This window comes from Pseudoalteromonas sp. US3C1013 (genome assembly GCF_048401115.1).
Lineage (GTDB): Bacteria > Pseudomonadota > Gammaproteobacteria > Enterobacterales > Alteromonadaceae > Pseudoalteromonas > Pseudoalteromonas undina.
The window spans coordinates 617,501-634,672 of record NZ_CP183075.1; the positions used below are offsets into that span (position 1 = coordinate 617,501).

Annotated in this window: 11 protein-coding genes and 3 rRNA genes (1 of these 14 running past the window's edge); 9 read left to right on the forward strand and 5 right to left on the reverse strand. The window is 42.1% G+C overall.

Annotated elements, in window-relative coordinates:
• The 4 genes from ACNSN2_RS02845 to glsB form a co-directional block, all read left to right on the forward strand.
• Window positions 1-2,228: ribosomal RNA gene (locus ACNSN2_RS02845) — 23S ribosomal RNA — on the forward strand (it extends 657 nt beyond the left edge of the window).
• A gap of 137 nt (window positions 2,229-2,365) precedes the next feature.
• A 5S ribosomal RNA gene (gene rrf, locus ACNSN2_RS02850) occupies window positions 2,366-2,480 on the forward strand.
• A gap of 65 nt (window positions 2,481-2,545) precedes the next feature.
• Window positions 2,546-2,660, forward strand: a 5S ribosomal RNA gene (gene rrf, locus ACNSN2_RS02855).
• Window positions 2,661-3,293: 633 nt separating this feature from the next.
• Window positions 3,294-4,217 carry a glutaminase B gene (gene glsB, locus ACNSN2_RS02860; protein WP_010390961.1) on the forward strand — a complete coding sequence of 308 codons (924 nt, stop codon included), beginning with the start codon at window positions 3,294-3,296 and terminating at the stop codon, window positions 4,215-4,217.
• A 22-nt stretch (window positions 4,218-4,239) separates the two neighbouring features.
• Here the strand turns inward: glsB and ACNSN2_RS02865 are convergent, their stop codons facing one another.
• On the reverse strand, window positions 4,240-5,544 hold the full coding sequence (locus ACNSN2_RS02865) for an inosine/guanosine kinase (protein ID WP_036985324.1): 1,305 nt from the start codon (window positions 5,542-5,544) through the stop codon (window positions 4,240-4,242).
• A 177-nt stretch (window positions 5,545-5,721) separates the two neighbouring features.
• Here ACNSN2_RS02865 and tadA point away from each other — a divergent pair, with 177 nt between their 5' ends.
• Window positions 5,722-6,228, forward strand: a complete 507-nt coding sequence (gene tadA, locus ACNSN2_RS02870; RefSeq protein ID WP_010390967.1) for a tRNA adenosine(34) deaminase TadA — start codon at window positions 5,722-5,724, stop codon at window positions 6,226-6,228.
• Here the strand turns inward: tadA and ACNSN2_RS02875 are convergent.
• Both ACNSN2_RS02875 and mltF read right to left on the reverse strand, forming a co-directional pair.
• Window positions 6,225-6,395 (reverse strand): hypothetical protein, encoded by a 171-nt coding sequence (locus tag ACNSN2_RS02875; RefSeq protein WP_008468235.1) that lies wholly within the window; start codon window positions 6,393-6,395, stop codon window positions 6,225-6,227. The genes tadA and ACNSN2_RS02875 overlap by 4 nt on opposite strands.
• Window positions 6,396-6,531: 136 nt before the next feature.
• Window positions 6,532-7,989, reverse strand: coding sequence for a membrane-bound lytic murein transglycosylase MltF (gene mltF / locus ACNSN2_RS02880; RefSeq protein WP_418608534.1), 1,458 nt, complete (start codon window positions 7,987-7,989; stop codon window positions 6,532-6,534).
• A 211-nt stretch (window positions 7,990-8,200) separates the two neighbouring features.
• Here mltF and purL point away from each other — a divergent pair, with 211 nt between their 5' ends.
• The 4 genes from purL to ACNSN2_RS02900 all read left to right on the forward strand — a co-directional run bounded on the left by purL (window position 8,201) and on the right by ACNSN2_RS02900 (window position 15,182).
• Window positions 8,201-12,091, forward strand: a complete 3,891-nt coding sequence (gene purL / locus ACNSN2_RS02885; RefSeq protein ID WP_418608535.1) for a phosphoribosylformylglycinamidine synthase — start codon at window positions 8,201-8,203, stop codon at window positions 12,089-12,091.
• Window positions 12,092-12,220: 129 nt separating this feature from the next.
• On the forward strand, window positions 12,221-14,662 hold the full coding sequence (locus ACNSN2_RS02890; protein ID WP_418608536.1) for a YdbH domain-containing protein: 2,442 nt from the start codon (window positions 12,221-12,223) through the stop codon (window positions 14,660-14,662).
• Complete coding sequence (locus ACNSN2_RS02895) at window positions 14,655-14,837, forward strand: YnbE family lipoprotein (RefSeq protein WP_008115575.1); 183 nt, start codon at window positions 14,655-14,657, stop codon at window positions 14,835-14,837. Before ACNSN2_RS02890 ends, ACNSN2_RS02895 begins: the two co-directional genes overlap by 8 nt.
• Window positions 14,838-14,846: 9 nt before the next feature.
• Window positions 14,847-15,182, forward strand: coding sequence for a YdbL family protein (locus tag ACNSN2_RS02900; protein ID WP_008115577.1), 336 nt, complete (start codon window positions 14,847-14,849; stop codon window positions 15,180-15,182).
• Window positions 15,183-15,214: 32 nt separating this feature from the next.
• Here ACNSN2_RS02900 and ACNSN2_RS02905 read toward each other — a convergent pair whose 3' ends face one another.
• Window positions 15,215-15,763, reverse strand: coding sequence for a DUF1415 domain-containing protein (locus ACNSN2_RS02905; protein ID WP_418608537.1), 549 nt, complete (start codon window positions 15,761-15,763; stop codon window positions 15,215-15,217).
• Window positions 15,760-17,040 (reverse strand): lipid IV(A) 3-deoxy-D-manno-octulosonic acid transferase, encoded by a 1,281-nt coding sequence (waaA, locus tag ACNSN2_RS02910; protein WP_418608538.1) that lies wholly within the window; start codon window positions 17,038-17,040, stop codon window positions 15,760-15,762. The genes ACNSN2_RS02905 and waaA overlap by 4 nt, the downstream gene beginning before the upstream one ends.
• Window positions 17,041-17,172 lie beyond the last annotated feature (132 nt).

Here is a 17,172-nt window from a genome sequence, read left to right on the forward strand (position 1 = left end):
GAAACCCGGTGATCTAGCCATGGGCAGGTTGAAGGTTGAGTAACATCAACTGGAGGACCGAACCCACTAACGTTGAAAAGTTAGGGGATGACCTGTGGTTAGGAGTGAAAGGCTAATCAAACCGGGAGATAGCTGGTTCTCCCCGAAATCTATTTAGGTAGAGCCTCGGACGAATACTTACGGGGGTAGAGCACTGTTAAGGCTAGGGGGTCATCCCGACTTACCAACCCTTTGCAAACTCCGAATACCGTAAAGTAATATCCGGGAGACACACGGCGGGTGCTAACGTCCGTCGTGAAGAGGGAAACAACCCAGACCGCCAGCTAAGGTCCCAAAGTCATAGTTAAGTGGGAAACGATGTGGAAAGGCCCAGACAGCCAGGAGGTTGGCTTAGAAGCAGCCATCCTTTAAAGAAAGCGTAATAGCTCACTGGTCGAGTCGGTCTGCGCGGAAGATGTAACGGGGCTAAACTATGCACCGAAGCTGCGGATTCAGAATTTATTCTGAGTGGTAGGGGAGCGTTCTGTAAGCGGTTGAAGGTGTACCGGGAGGTATGCTGGACGTATCAGAAGTGCGAATGCTGACATGAGTAACGATAATGCGGGTGAAAAACCCGCACGCCGGAAGACCAAGGGTTCCTATCCCATGTTAATCAGGGTAGGGTAAGTCGACCCCTAAGGCGAGGCCGAAAGGCGTAGTCGATGGGAAACGGATTAATATTTCCGTACTTGGTATAATTGCGATGGGGGGACGGAGCAGGCTAAGCAAGCATGGCGATGGTAGTCCATGTGAAAGTGTGTAGGCTAGTGACTTAGGTAAATCCGGGTTGCTGTTAGGCTGAGACACGAGACGAGTCACCAAGGTGATGAAGTTGCTGATGCCATACTTCCAGGAAAAGCCTCTAAGCTTCAGATTATACCGAATCGTACCCCAAACCGACACAGGTGGTCAGGTAGAGAATACTAAGGCGCTTGAGAGAACTCGGGTGAAGGAACTAGGCAAAATCGTACCGTAACTTCGGGAGAAGGTACGCTCCGATTGGTGATGAGACTTGCTCTCTAAGCTGATTGGAGCCGCAGTGACCAGGTGGCTGGGACTGTTTATTAAAAACACAGCACTGTGCAAAATCGCAAGATGACGTATACGGTGTGACACCTGCCCGGTGCCGGAAGGTTAATTGATGGGGTTATCTTCGGAGAAGCTCTTGATCGAAGCCCCGGTAAACGGCGGCCGTAACTATAACGGTCCTAAGGTAGCGAAATTCCTTGTCGGGTAAGTTCCGACCTGCACGAATGGTGTAACCATGGCCACGCTGTCTCCACCCGAGACTCAGTGAAATTGAAATCGCAGTGAAGATGCTGTGTACCCGCGGCTAGACGGAAAGACCCCGTGAACCTTTACTACAGCTTGGCACTGAACATTGAACCTACATGTGTAGGATAGGTGGGAGACTTAGAAGCAGAGACGCTAGTTTTTGTGGAGTCGTCCTTGAAATACCACCCTTGTAGTTTTGATGTTCTAACGTTGGCCCCTGAATCGGGGTTACGGACAGTGCCTGGTGGGTAGTTTGACTGGGGCGGTCTCCTCCCAAAGAGTAACGGAGGAGCACGAAGGTTGGCTAAGTACGGTCGGACATCGTACGGTTAGTGTAATGGTAGAAGCCAGCTTAACTGCGAGACAGACACGTCGAGCAGGTACGAAAGTAGGTCATAGTGATCCGGTGGTTCTGAATGGAAGGGCCATCGCTCAACGGATAAAAGGTACTCCGGGGATAACAGGCTGATACCGCCCAAGAGTTCATATCGACGGCGGTGTTTGGCACCTCGATGTCGGCTCATCACATCCTGGGGCTGAAGTCGGTCCCAAGGGTATGGCTGTTCGCCATTTAAAGTGGTACGCGAGCTGGGTTTAGAACGTCGTGAGACAGTTCGGTCCCTATCTGCCGTGGGCGTTTGAGAATTGAGAGGGGTTGCTCCTAGTACGAGAGGACCGGAGTGAACGAACCGCTGGTGTTCGGGTTGTCATGCCAATGGCATTGCCCGGTAGCTACGTTCGGAACTGATAAGCGCTGAAAGCATCTAAGCGCGAAGCAGGCCTCGAGATGAGTTCTCACTAGACTTTTAAAGTCTCTGAAGGGCCGTTGAAGACTACAACGTTGATAGGCAAGATGTGGAAGTGGTGTGAGCCATTAAGCTAACTTGTACTAATTACCCGTGAGGCTTAACCATACAACGCCAAACGCGTTTTATGTGATAGTGAAACAAGCGAAGAAGTTAATATAACTAAAGTAGATACTAGAAGACTTTATTATCAGAATTCCAAATTTTAGTTAGTGCGTAGCGATACGGACTGACACCCAAATTTGCTTGGTGACAATAGCGTTTTGGACCCACCTGACCCCATGCCGAACTCAGTAGTGAAACGAAACAGCGCCGATGATAGTGTAGCATTTGTTATGTGAAAGTAGGACATTACCAGGCTCCAAATTTAGTCGAAAGACTTTAAATTTAAAAAAATTAATAATAAGAAAATTGAAAAGAATTTTCTTGGTGACAATAGCGTTTTGGACCCACCTGACCCCATGCCGAACTCAGTAGTGAAACGAAACAGCGCCGATGATAGTGTAGCATTTGTTATGTGAAAGTAGGACATTACCAGGATCTAAATAAGAGAAACCCGTTACAGCAATGTGACGGGTTTTTTGCTGTTTGGGGTTTAGTAAATAGAGCCCATGCCAAACTCAGTAGCCAAACAAAACAGCTCGAAGGCGAGCCCCGCGGAAGGTCGCCCCGATACAATGATAGTGTAGCATTTGCTATGTGACTTTCTACCGCTGTGGGCACCATGACATTACGAGGATCCAATTAAAGAAACCCGTTACAGCAATGTAACGGGTTTTTGTTGTCTGGGGTTTAGTAAATATCTAAGAGCCCATGCCAAACTCAGTAGCCAAACAAAACAGCTCGAAGGCGAGCCCCGCGGAAGGCCGCCCCGACACAATGATAGCATCGCTTTTGCTATGTGACTTTTTACCGCTGTGGGCACTGCGACATTCTACTGCGCTGTCGCTACGATGTAGCCCACCGACTCTAATTAAAGGCATCAGATTAAAGTAAAAAAAGTAGGAACTTAAAGCCCTTACTATGGTTTACTTATGCTGTAATAGTTTCGAAGTTTGTAGTGAAATATTTTCATTGATATCAGCGAACCCCCTATTTGCTCAACATTACCATGCGGTTATGGATCTGACGTGTTAAAATTTGGTTTTAGATTTCGTATTATTGAGGTGTCGATTGCCAACGAGTGATTATCAACGAGTGTTAAATGAGATAACTCAAGAGGTTAAGCCTTTACTAACGCAGGGTAAAGTTGCCGATTATATACCGGCATTGGCAGAGGTTTCTCCTGAGCAGTTCTCTATTGCTATTTATACTACGGACGGAGAAATTTTCTGCGCCGGTGATTGTGAGCAACGTTTCACAATTCAATCTGTATCTAAAGTAATGACTCTGACATTAGCGTTGCAACGCTATGGCGATGAATTATGGAATAGAGTTGGCAAAGAGCCTTCTGGTACGGCGTTTAACTCTCTGACACAGCTTGAGTTTGAAAAAGGGATTCCACGTAACCCATTTATTAATGCGGGAGCGATTGTTACCTGTGATGCTCTGTATAGTCGTTTATCTGCACCTATGCACTCTATGCTTGAAACATTTCGCGATTTATCAGGTAATCGCAGTATTGTAATTGACAAGCAAGTGGCTAACTCAGAATATGAGTTTAGGCATAGAAATGCGGCAATGGCACATTTAATGAAATCATTCGGTAACTTTGAGAATGAAGTAGATGATGTCCTTTGGTCGTATTTTAATTTTTGTGCCATAGAACTTAATTGTATTGAACTTGCCAAGGCGTACAATTTTTTAGCCAATAAAGGGATAGATTACAGCTCAAATAAACGAGTACTTTCTAGTCGTCAAAACAAGCAACTAAATTCGTTGTTGTTTACCAGTGGGTTATATGACGCAGCGGGTGACTTTGGTTATCGTGTTGGCATGCCAGGTAAATCGGGTGTTTCTGGAACAATATTAGCGGTGTTACCGAATAGATTTACAGTGGCAGTCTATTCACCAGGATTAAACTCTTTTGGTAACTCAGTGGCGGGAATAGCAGCATTAGAGCTGCTATCTAAAAAGCTTGATATATCGATATTTTAGCTTTGTTTAGCGTAATGGGATCTTATTGATCCCAATACACTTGTTCTAAACAATCTTCGCGCTCAGGCAAACCACGTGATAAGCGAGGAGAGTGCTGTACAAGCACTTCAAAGCTAGCACGGTTAGCGTATTTACTAATTTGTGCGAGCGAAGAGTAGGTAATGGCTTGTTGCTGATGCTTTGCTGAATTAGCAACATTCAACTTATGATAAACATTCGCTGATAAGTCATGTAAAACCGCGGCTAAAGCACAGTCACCGGCACCATTGGTATTTTTAATCGAGTCAGGCCCACCCATAAACGGCGCTGTATGGCTATATGCCTTTATAGGATTTTCACAGTCAACTTTACGCATTGCACGTGAAAATTCATAACGATTAAAATCTGGTATAGCACCCGGTAATAATGGGTACTCTGTTTCACGTTTGCAGCTGTCATCAACAAAGCCAGCCATAAATAAGCCTTTTTCACCGGCTGTACAAATAACTAAGTCAACCCAGTCTAATGCTTTGTCAGCAGCAAGAAGTGGATCTTCATATCCAGTAATTGCTTGGCCTTCTTCTTCGTTCATAGCAAGTATATCAACATGCTTTTCTACAAAGTTAGCCCACCATGTCGGGTCCTGCTCGATAAGAAACTTAGTCCCTAGAGTTAATACCACCGGTACATTTGCATCGTTAGCGTACTTGATTGCTTGCATGGTCGCTTCGGTCATGGTTTCATCACCTTGAGTACGCATTAAATAAGCACTGATGACTAATGCTGATGAGCCTTCTATTAGCTCTTTATCAATTGACTCTGGCTTTAGGTAATTCATCAGGCCAGCACTAATAGCAAACGTGCGCTCACCTGTTTCATCAATCAAGGTAAAGCAACGGCCAATAGGACCATCGACTGGTTGTAAGTAGTCTAAATCTACACGACTTGAGTTATTACATAAAAATCGATAAGCATAACTGCCTATTTTTATATTTTCGCTCATTACGCCTAATAGTACCGAACGATCATCAGCAAGTACGGAATAGTTGTGCATCGTGTTGCCAACGGTTCCTCCTGCGAATTCGTAATCGACCATATCGTTTAGTTTTAAGCGATCGTATAAAGCATTAGTGATGTCATTATCTATAACTTGCGACATCCCTCGGCGCAATTGAAATTCATCGAGAAAAGCTTGGTCAACCTTAGCTTCTATATCAACAACGATTTGATCGATCCCCGTAATATAGCTGCGGTGTAATCGTTCTGTGGCGTTAAGTTGATTGGTCAGTGGATCTTTGGCTTCCACTGGAAAATAATGTTTATGCCTGCGGCGTCCAGGAAATTTCATTTGCTACCCGTGTTGTGAGCTAAATAAAAAAAGCGAGAGATTATAGCGTAAATCCCGCCTTATGGGCCATGGTAAACCACTTAAATTTGTTTTATTTTTGCAATAAAGTGATCAATTACGCATTTTTTTACGCTAAGTTGGTATAATTACGGCATAAAAAATAGTTAAGTAATAATCATGACAGAGCCATTTGACGACCAATATTGGATGGAACAAGCTCTTGTGTATGCAAAACAAGCAGAGCAACTCGATGAGATCCCGGTAGGCGCCATTATTGTCAAAAATAATCAGCTTATAAGCGCGGGTTATAATCGCTCAATTACCGATAATGACCCATCTGCCCACGCTGAGATGATAGCGGTAAGAGAAGCCGGAAAAGTGCTTAACAACTATCGCTTAATTGACTGCACTTTGTATGTCACGTTAGAGCCTTGCTCTATGTGTGCAGGTCTGTTAGTGCACAGCCGAATTAAACGTTTAGTATTTGGTGCAGCCGATGCTAAAACGGGTTCTGCTGGTTCTATTATGAACTTGTTGCAAGAACCTCGTTTAAACCATCAAGTAGAAATAACGGGTGGGGTTTTAGAGACACAATGTGCTGAGACTATTTCTAGTTTTTTTAAGCGTCGCCGAGCACAAATTAAAGCCGCAAAGCTAGCCGCTCGCAACCTTAACAACGATTAGTCTGCAGCTGCTATTAAGGCGTCTAGCTCAGCCATTTGCTGCATAGCAAACATACGACGGCGCCAAATTATCTTTTTATGTAAGTTTCTTAACATCACTCGACGACGAGTGGCAGTTGAGTGTTTTATACAACGTTTAAGCTGATGTGTACGTCTACGTTTAAGCATTACTTATCCTTATGTGCTTGGTGATGACACAGATTTTAATACAATTGAGCCAGATTATTGAATAATTGATTGCAAGTAAACAACTATTTGCTTTTCTAACATGTAGCTAATATAGCGCGAAATTTTCATAGCGCTTTTATTTTTCTTTTTCTACGCCATCACTAATACGTTGATTTGCATCACCTGGTTTAATGCTTTTATCTTTTGTTTCTTTTTCTGTTTCGGAAGTTGGTGGTATAGTTGCCATTGCATTATTTTCATCTAGCCAAACAAGCGCATCGTAATAGCGACGAATATTATCAACATAAGTCACTGCAACATCACCGCGAGCATAGCCATAGCGGGTATTACGGTAGTGACGTTTTTTTACTAGCAATGGTAAGCGCTTTTTAACGTCAGCCCATTTATCAGGGCTAGCTCCTTGCTGTTCGGTAATTATGCGGGCATCGTTGACGTGCCCCCAACCAACATTATAAGCGGCAAGTGCAAGCCAAGTACGATCAGGCTGCGGGATTCTATCAGGTATACGCTTGATTAATTTAGCTAAGTATTTCGCACCGCCACGTATGTTTTGTTCTGGTTCTAAGCGATTAGTAACACCGACTTGTTTTGCTGTGCGCCTTGTTAGCATCATAATACCGCGTACACCCGTTGGTGACTTAGCTCGTGGGTTCCACATCGACTCTTGATAACTCAATGCAGCAAGTAAGCGCCAATCAAGGCTACCCGCATATTGCACAAACCAAGGTTGATATTTAGGCAGTGTTTCTTTTATTGCATCTATGTAGGCTAAGGTATTAACGTAATTAAACTGACGTACATGGCCAAAGTACTTTTCTTCAAGTACATAAAGTTGATTGTTTTGTTTTGCCTCACCAAAAAAAGGAACTAGCAATGCGTACAATGAGTCATCATTCGACTTTCTTAGTATCCATGCAATTGAATCATTACGGGTAACTGAAAAGCCAATACTCAAGTTAGGGTGATAGCGCCTAAACAACGCTAATGTATGAGAGTCCGCTAAGGTGTAATCTATTTCCCCATCAATAACGGCTTGTAGTAACTCTTCTTCATCAAATTCTTCGGTTTCATTCCAAGTTAAATCTGGGTTGTTTTGTTTTATTTCTTCTAATGTTAATGAATGACTACTTTTAGCAATAATGGTGAAGTTTCCGGTTAAATCATCAAAATCACGAGGGCGTTCACGCCCTTGTTTAAAAACTAATTTTTGACTTATCGTTCTGTAAGTTGGGCCATAGCGGTAACGTTTGGCGCGCGCCTTGTTAAAAGTAAGCCCAGAGGCAATTAAATCGAGATCGCCACTATTTAAGCGCGCAAACATATCGGATAAATTAAAAAAGGGCACAATTTCAAGCTCTACCCCAAGGTAGTCGGCGAATGCTTGAGAGAGTTCAAATTCAAACCCTTGTTCTCCTTGAACAGCTTGATAATAATTACTTGCACTGGCGAGTGTACCAACGCGAATTTTATTTTCTGATTTAATTTGGGCGAGCTGTGTTGACTGCTCTTGTGTGTTACAGGCACACAAAAGGATGACTAACGTAATGATTGTTATTAGCTTTATCTTCAACATATTCGCCTCTTTAGCATCGTATCTCCTGTTATAACAAAACTTACTGATTACGTCACTTACCGTTTAATCGCAGCCAGTAAAAAATAGGTGTAAACAAAAAGAAAAAGTTAATTTAATGAAAAGCGCATTTTTGAGTTAAATCTGAGAGTAATTTGGACTATAATACGCGCCTAAAATATCGTTCAATCCCTAACCCCGGGTGAAATTACTTATGTTGATCCTTCGTGGTGCACCAGCACTTTCAGAGTTCAGAGTTAATAAAATTTTAGCGCGTTGCCAACAATTGCAACTTCCTGTCACCAATGTATATGCCGAATACGCTCACTTTGCCGATTTAACATCGCCATTAAACAATGATGAGCAAACCAAACTTGAGAAGTTATTAACCTATGGACCAACAATTGCTGAGCATGCGCCAGCGGGTCAGTTGGTATTAGTAACGCCTCGCCCTGGTACTATTTCGCCATGGGCTTCAAAAGCGACTGATATCGCTCATAACTGTGGGCTTAAGCAAGTTCACCGAGTTGAGCGTGGTATTGCTTACTATGTTGAAGGTGATTTAAGCGCCGAGCAACTTACACAGGTTACAGCGCTTCTTCATGACCGTATGACCGAAGCTACTCATAGTAAATTAGAAGATGCAGCGCAGTTATTTCGCAGTGATGCACCTCGCCAAATGTCATCAGTTGATATTTTAGGTGGCGGCCGCGAAGCATTAGCCGTAGCCAATATAGAGCAAGGGTTTGCACTTGCTGATGATGAAATTGACTACTTAGTTGAAAACTTCATCAAGTTAGGGCGCAATCCTAACGACATCGAATTATTCATGTTTGCACAAGCAAACTCAGAGCATTGTCGTCATAAAATATTTAATGCTGATTGGACTATCGATGGTATTGAACAGCCAAAGTCGCTGTTTAAAATGATTAAAAATACCTTTGAGCATAACCCTGAAAATGTACTGTCTGCTTATAAAGATAATGCAGCCGTAATGAAAGGCTCAAAGGCGGGTCGCTTCTTCCCGAATGCGCAAGGTGAATATGCGTATCATCAAGAAGACATTGAAATATTAATGAAGGTTGAAACCCATAACCACCCAACAGCAATTGCTCCTTTCTCTGGTGCGGCAACAGGGTCGGGCGGTGAGATTCGCGATGAAGGTGCAACTGGCCGTGGTTCAAAACCAAAAGCCGGCTTAGTGGGCTTTACTGTATCTAATTTACGTATTCCAGGTTTTGAACAACCTTGGGAGAGTGATTTTGGTAAGCCTGGGCGCATAGTGAATGCCCTTGATATTATGACTGAAGGCCCATTAGGTGGTGCTGCGTTTAATAATGAGTTTGGCCGTCCTAATCTTTTAGGTTATTTCCGTACATACGAAGAAAAAGTAACCAGCCACAATGGTGAAGAGGTACGTGGTTACCACAAGCCAATAATGCTTGCCGGTGGTTTAGGTAATATTCGTGCTGATCATGTTCAAAAAGGCGATATTCCAGTAGGCGCAAAACTGATTGCGCTTGGCGGCCCTGCAATGAACATTGGTTTAGGCGGTGGTGCTGCATCTAGCATGGCATCGGGTCAATCAAACGAAGATTTAGATTTTGCTTCTGTTCAACGTGAAAACCCAGAAATGGAACGTCGTTGTCAAGAAGTGATCGACAAATGTTGGCAGCTAGGTGATGCAAACCCTATTGCGTTTATACACGATGTGGGCGCTGGTGGTTTATCAAATGCATTCCCTGAGCTTGTAGATGATGGTGGCCGTGGTGGTAAATTCCAACTGCGTGACATCCCTAATGATGAGCCGGGCATGGCACCACACGAAATTTGGTGTAATGAATCGCAAGAGCGCTATGTGCTTGCTGTGGGCGTTGAAGACTTTGCACGCTTTGAAGCAATTTGTAAGCGTGAGCGCGCACAATATGCAGTTATTGGTGAAGCAACAGAAGAGCGTCATTTAACGGTTGCAGATAATCATTTTGATAACAGCCCTGTAGATTTACCATTGGATGTATTACTAGGTAAAGCACCTAAAATGCATCGTGATGTTACGTCGCAACAAGTAGTAGGCACTGCATTAAATGTAGAGGCAATTAATCCTGCGGATGCAGCGCAGCGTTTATTACGTTTACCAACCATTGCAGAAAAAACTTTCCTCATTACTATTGGCGATCGCTCTGTAACTGGTTTAGTAGCGCGCGATCAAATGGTAGGCCCATGGCAAGTGCCTGTTGCTAACTGTGCAGTTACCGCAGCAACTTACGATACTTACCACGGTGAAGCTATGTCACTAGGTGAACGTACTCCAGCGGCATTACTTAATTATGGCGCCTCAGCACGTTTGGCTGTGGCCGAGTCTCTTACAAACATTGCTGGTGCTAATATTGGTAGCCTTGAGAACATTAAGTTATCTGCAAACTGGATGGCGGCTGCGGGTCACCCTGGCGAAGACGCAGGTTTATATGAAGCGGTTAAAGCTGTTGGTGAAGAGTTATGTCCAGCACTTGGTTTAACTATACCTGTAGGTAAAGACTCGATGTCGATGAAAACGACATGGAAAAATGAAGATGATACAACTGAGCAATCAGTAACATCACCTTTATCACTGATTATTACAGCGTTTGGCCGCGTTGATGATGTACGTAAAACGGTGACTCCACAGCTGCGCACTGATAAAGGCGAGACATCGCTTATATTAGTTGATTTAGGTGCGGGTAAAAACCGACTGGGCGCATCAAGCCTTGCACAAGTTTATAAGCAGCTTGGTGATGTTACTCCAGATGTAGACAGCCCTGAGTTACTAAAAGGCTTTTACAATGCTATGCAGGCGCTAGTGGCTGATAGTAAGCTACTTGCGTATCACGATCGTTCAGACGGTGGCTTGTTTACTACTATCGCTGAAATGGCGTTTACCGGACACACCGGTGTAACCGTAGATTTAGCGACTTTGACTGGCTCGGATATTGAAGCGCTTTATAACGAAGAGTTAGGTGCTGTAATTCAAGTAGCAAACAGTGATTTAGATGCTGTAAATGCTGTATTTGAGCAGCATGGTGTTGCCGCAATTAGCCATGTGATTGGCTCGCTTAATAATGACGATAACATTGTATTTAATCGTGGTGAGCAAACAGTACTTAATCATACGCGTACTGAGCTTCGTACAATTTGGGCCGAAACAACCTATCAGATGCAAGCGCGTCGTGATAACCCTGAGTGTGCTAAGCAAGAATTTGACGCTAAATTTGATGCAAAAGACCCAGGCTTAAACGTTAAACTTAACTTTGACTTAAACGAAGATATAGCTGCACCGTACATTGCGACAGGTGCTAAGCCACAAATGGCTATTTTACGTGAGCAAGGCGTTAACTCGCACCTAGAAATGGCTGCTGCGTTTAACCGTGCTGGTTTTGCTGCGGTAGATGTTCACATGAGTGATATTTTAGAAGGTCGTTTAACGCTTGAACAGTTTAAAGGTTTAGTGGCGTGTGGTGGCTTCTCTTACGGTGACGTATTAGGCGCTGGTGAAGGCTGGGCTAAGTCAATATTGTTTAACGATATGGCACGCGATCAGTTCCAAAGCTTCTTCCATCGTGAAGATACCTTTAGCTTAGGTGTATGTAACGGTTGTCAGATGCTATCAACATTAAAAGAGTTGATTCCAGGTACTGAACATTGGCCGCGCTTTGTAACTAATAAGTCAGAGCGTTTTGAAGCACGCTTTAGTCTGGTTGAAATTCAAGAAAACCCATCGGTGTTCTTTAATGGTATGGCAGGTTCACGTATGCCAATTGCAGTTTCACATGGTGAAGGTCATGCAGAATTTGCAAATGATGCGGCAACTAAGGCTGCACTTGCAAGCGGCACCGTAGCGGTTAAGTTTGTTGATAACTACGGTAACCCAACAACACAGTACCCAGCAAACCCGAATGGTTCACCTGAAGGGATCACGGGTATTACATCAACAGATGGTCGTGCAACTGTAATGATGCCACACCCTGAACGTGTATTCCGTGCGGTTGCTAACTCTTGGCATCCAGATGAGTGGGCTGAGGATAGCCCATGGATGCGTATGTTTAGAAATGCGCGTAAAAATGTAGGTTAATATACACGCTAGATTCATGATCTAAATGTAAGATAAAAAGGCTGCCTTGTGCAGCCTTTTTTGTTTAGACTGTTCAAGGTTCAAGGTTCAAGGTTCAAGGTTCAAGGCTCAAGGCTCAATAAGGATAGTATGATCAAACGCATCGCATGGGGAATCGTGTTTTTATTTCTGAGTGTTTTAACACTGGGTTATGTATTTCGTATGCCTATAACTCAATGGGCTATAGCGCCATCTTTGAGCCAATCTGGCGTTGAACTACATTGTTTAGATTGGTCACTAAACTCAAATATTAGCTTAGACGTAAACCGATTATGTTTGACTTACCAAGGCCATCAAATTGAGCTTGGTGGCATTGTGGCTGATACAAAAAAAATAACTGTTGGCCGCGCTAATCTTCGTTTAAATGATAGCGAGAGTGTCTCAACAAGTAATAACTCCTTCAAAAAGCTGGCACTTAGTTTACCCAAAGAGCGGCCGAAAATTGATATCAAAAGATTGTTAATTACCCACCCACAACTTCATGATGAACTGGTAGTTAGCATTGGTGAAGAGAAGCTAAATACATTTGTGATTTCAGGTGATGCAATTGCAGAAGTAACAGTTAGTAATCATAAAATTACTGGTCACTTTAAGTTAGCAGATGGATTACTAACAAAGATAAAGCCGATACCCGCGCTTTCATTAAACAGTGGGCATGAGTTCACCTTTGATGGGTTATCCGTTGATATAAAATCAAACATAGATGCTGAGTTTACACAGCAATTTAGTAAATGCCCAGTAACGCTAAAGGCTTTTGGTGATATGAATATTTACTATCACTTTAACGATAAAAAAGCCTTGTTAAATACACAGCAATTAACCAGCTTGGTAACGTTTGATAGTGATTGTTTGACGCTTATAAGCAATCAATCACAGCGTGAATTTGTAGCCAAGCAGCTGCCGTTAAAATGGCAATTGATGCTTAATGATACGGTAAAGTTTGAAAACGGACAACTTGTTATACCGTCAATGCTATTAAACACTAAAAATAGTGAAACGAAGCTGAGCCTGAAAAACCTAGCAATTAATATTCAGCAGCCGTTAGAGTATGCCAAAGGCAATATTAAGTTATTGTTTATCAGTGAAGACGTTGAGCATATAGAAATAGATGCAGCTTTAAATAACTTGGCTGTGAATGGCAACTACCAATTAAAAGTTGATGAGCTGCCTGGTTTTTTACCCGCATCAGCTAAAAAGGTAGCAAGCACTGGCCTATTTCAAATAGAGAATGTTTTACAGCGTCAGAAAAATGTGAAAATAACCAGCGAGATTGGTTTTGCTGAGCTTAGTTTTGATAAATTAACAGTAAAGGGCTACAAGGCACAGTTTACGACTGAGATTGACGATAAACAAAATATCAACGCAAGCTTGGATAGCCATTTACGCTCAGTGGCTTATGAGCAATACCAAGTGCGTGGTGTAAATAATCAATTATCAGCATCTTCAAGTTTGGCTGTTGGCGAATTATTTGTCGATTTAAACAGTGAAACTAAACTTACCCAACTTAACAGTGACTTTTTAAACCTAAGTAATATTCGCATAAGCTCTAAAGGTCTGCAAAGTCGGGCGCTTCAAGCCTCACATCATGTATTTATTGATGATATTGAGTTGGTAGCCAGTCACCACATATCTGCTGTGGAACACCCATTTGAGATAACAGTTGCAGATCAAGCTGTGACTAAATTTAACCCTGTTTTACAGCAGTTTGAACCATTAGCCACGCTGACCGATGGTAGCTTTAATGGGGTTGTTCGCGGAGATGTTAATTTACAGCAGGCTGAGTTTGCATTTCAAGTCGAACAGGTAAGTGGCTTATACAACGATTATTTAGCTAAGCATTTTAGCAGTCGCTTAACGGGTTCTTATGATTCAGGGCAGCTTAATGTGGCTCCTACTACATTTGAATTAAATGAGTTACGAGCAGGTGCTGTTGTGAGTAACATTGTCGGTAATTTTAGTGTTGAGAACTCTATTGCTCGCGCTGAAGAAATAACTGCTGATGTACTTGGTGGTCGTTTTGCTTTGGATAGCTACAAAGTGACGGAAAAAGCGCAGCAGTCTTTGGTCACATTTGAAAATATTGATGCGAGTAAACTTATTACCTTAGATGATAAATCAGGCATTACACTAACTGGTCGAGTGAATGGCCGCTTACCTGTTTACTTTGATCAACAAGGTATTTCGGTAAAATCTGGTGAATTATCTAACCAAGGAACAGGTAAACTAGTTATTACTGACAATGCAGCTTTTGATGCAGTTAAAGCTCAGCAACAAGAACTGGACCCGATTTTAAGCTTGTTGGAAGATTTAGACATTCAGAGCTTAAACAGTAGTGTTGACTTAAAGCCTGACGGTTGGCTTTATTTAGGTGTAAACTTAAAGGGATACAATAAGGAACAGGCGCAGCAAGTTAACTTTAATTACAACCATGAAGAAAATGTTTTTACACTCTTAAGAGCATTGCGCTTAAGTGATGAAATTACTCAAAAAGTTGAACAAGAGTATTCAACAAAAGGAACTAAAAATGACTAAATGGCTGATAATACTTACAGCACTGGGGTTGCTTAGTGCATGTACGCACCGCGTTGAAGTGGCAGCGAAAGAGCCTATCACCATTAATTTAAATGTGAAGGTTGATCATGAAATTCGCGTAAAAGTTGATAAAGAGCTAGATGACTTATTTAGCGATGACAGTGAGTTATTCTAAGGAGCAATTATGAGTTTATTAAAAAATAAAAAGTTAAACGTGATCACACTTTTAAGTGCCGCTTTATTGTCATTTTCTGCTTGGGCAATCAGTTTAGATGATGCTAAAAACCAAGGGCTTGTGGGTGAAGATAGCTCAGGTTATTTAGGTTTGGTTGTACAAAATGCAGAGGCTAAAGCGGTTGTTGATGAAATTAACGCAAAGCGCAAAGCACAATATTTAAAACTTGCGAAAAAGAACAACTTGTCACTTGCTCAAGTAGAAGCACTAGCGGCGGCAAAAACCATTGAAAAAACCCAAGCAGGGCATTTCGTTGAAGTTAATGGTGAGTGGGTTAAAAAATAACTCTGCGCATTATTAAAAACCAAAAACCGAGCTTATGCGCTCGGTTTTTTGCAATTTTTAAGTAGCTGCTGCCAAAAGTGAATTCCCTTACGGCGAGCTAAGTTGATATTGTGTTCAGGAATTGACTCCGGCTCGTTGTATTCATCTAGTGCCGCGCTCATACTTGCTTCACGTATTAAGTGTAAAGTAGGAAAAGGCGAGCGATTAGTATAATTTGCAGCGTCATCTTCATCACTATCAGCAAAAACATAGTCAGGATGAAAGTTTGCAATTTGGTACTTCCCCTCAAAACCTTGTGCAACTAATAGCGCATTGGCTAAGTCAACAAGGTCTAAAAAATCTTCAAAATCAGTAAAGCCATTATCAAATATTAACAAAGTTGTTTCACGCTGAGGATCACGGTCAAGCTGGGTACATTGTTCAAGCATATCCATAACAGCATTATCAATTTTTGAGGTGTTACTAATGGTGTAGTGAATGCAGTTATTTTCAACTTCTTTACGGGCAAATGGACAAAAATTGTATTTTACAATCACAGCGCTTACCCATTCACGGGTTTGAGATATAGCTAAGTTGGTCACGATTTTGGCTCTAAATAAGGAGTTATAATGGCAAGCGTTTTGGCAATAGCGCCTTGGTTTTTAGCAACGCACTGAGCTGCTTTACTGCCAAGAATATCACACGCTTTGGTGTTTTTAATCAAGCGAAGCAATGCAAGCACCAGTTCGTCAGTATTTTCAACCACATGGGCGCCTTTGAGTTTAATAAGTTCAGGGTAAACATGGTCAAAGTTGTAGGTATGAGGGCCGGTAAGTACACCCACTGAAAAAGCTGCCGACTCTAATGGGTTATGGCCACCACGACGAATTAAACTGCCACCAATAAAACTAATATTAGCGGCACCATATAGATATTGTAATTCACCTAATGTGTCGGCTAACACAATTTGTTCATTATTATAATTTTTTTGACTGCGACGACTAAAGCTAAGATTCGAGTGAGTCAGTAGCTCTGCAACTTTATTAAATTGTTCGGGGTGACGTGGCGCAATGATCAGTAAAGCGTCAGGATGTGTTTCTAGTAGTTGCTGGTGGGCTGCTAAAATAAACTCATGCTCTATAGGGTGTGTAGAACCTGCGACCCATATAAAGCGTTCTGCTTTTTTATAATATTGCTTTAAAGAGGCTACTTTATCGAGTTGTGCAGTGGTTGGGGTAATATCAAATTTTATTGATCCCGTTACATGGCTTTTTTCAGCAGGTAGCCCTAATTCAATAAAGCGATTTGCATCAGCTTTGTCATGACTTGCAAGTGCGGTAATTGATTGCATGATACTGCGAGTTAGCTGGGCCACTTTTTCGTAGCCTTGCTGAGACTTTTCAGATAGACGTGCGTTAACAACCAATACGGGTATATTTTGTTTGTACGCATTAGCCATTAAGTTCGGCCATAGTTCAGTTTCTAAAATACAGAGTAATTGCGGTTTTACTCGTTTTAAAAAGCGAGTGGTGGCCATAGGAAAATCAATGGGTAAATAACTAACAGCAACGCTTTTTTTAAATTGTGCGCTAACTTGCTCTCGTCCTGTTGGGGTATTGCAGGTAATTAAAATATTTAACTGCGGTTGTTCATGTTGTAGGGCTTTAATTAAAGGGGTTGCAGCTAACACCTCGCCAACAGAAGCACAATGAAATACAACTGGTTTGTTGTTTGAAAATAAAGCGCGGCTTATGAAGCCAAAACGTTCCTTAAAGTGAGCGCGATATCCTGCGTTTTTTTTACCTCTTAGTACATATAAGTAAAATACAATCAGTGGGCTAATAATAATTAATGCGAGTGAATAAAAAATGCGTGCCATACTGTTGCTTTGTATAAATGAAAGTGGCGCTAGTTTAGCGTGAAATCGTTTTTTTCTAAATACACAAATATAAAATAGCAACTTGAAAAAGGTAACAACGATAAAAACCTTCTTTATCTGAATAATAACTTT

Bases quoted from the DNA above. Each gene is read 5' to 3' on its own strand.
- waaA (WP_418608538.1), bottom strand. From the start codon at position 17,040: ATGGCACGCATTTTTTATTCACTCGCATTAATTATTATTAGCCCACTG.
- ACNSN2_RS02900 (WP_008115577.1), top strand. From the start codon at position 14,847: ATGAGTTTATTAAAAAATAAAAAGTTAAACGTGATCACACTTTTAAGT.
- ACNSN2_RS02895 (WP_008115575.1), top strand. From the start codon at position 14,655: ATGACTAAATGGCTGATAATACTTACAGCACTGGGGTTGCTTAGTGCA.
- purL (WP_418608535.1), top strand. From the start codon at position 8,201: ATGTTGATCCTTCGTGGTGCACCAGCACTTTCAGAGTTCAGAGTTAAT.
- tadA (WP_010390967.1), top strand. From the start codon at position 5,722: ATGACAGAGCCATTTGACGACCAATATTGGATGGAACAAGCTCTTGTG.
- ACNSN2_RS02865 (WP_036985324.1), bottom strand. From the start codon at position 5,544: ATGAAATTTCCTGGACGCCGCAGGCATAAACATTATTTTCCAGTGGAA.
- ACNSN2_RS02875 (WP_008468235.1), bottom strand. From the start codon at position 6,395: ATGCTTAAACGTAGACGTACACATCAGCTTAAACGTTGTATAAAACAC.
- ACNSN2_RS02890 (WP_418608536.1), top strand. From the start codon at position 12,221: ATGATCAAACGCATCGCATGGGGAATCGTGTTTTTATTTCTGAGTGTT.
- mltF (WP_418608534.1), bottom strand. From the start codon at position 7,989: ATGTTGAAGATAAAGCTAATAACAATCATTACGTTAGTCATCCTTTTG.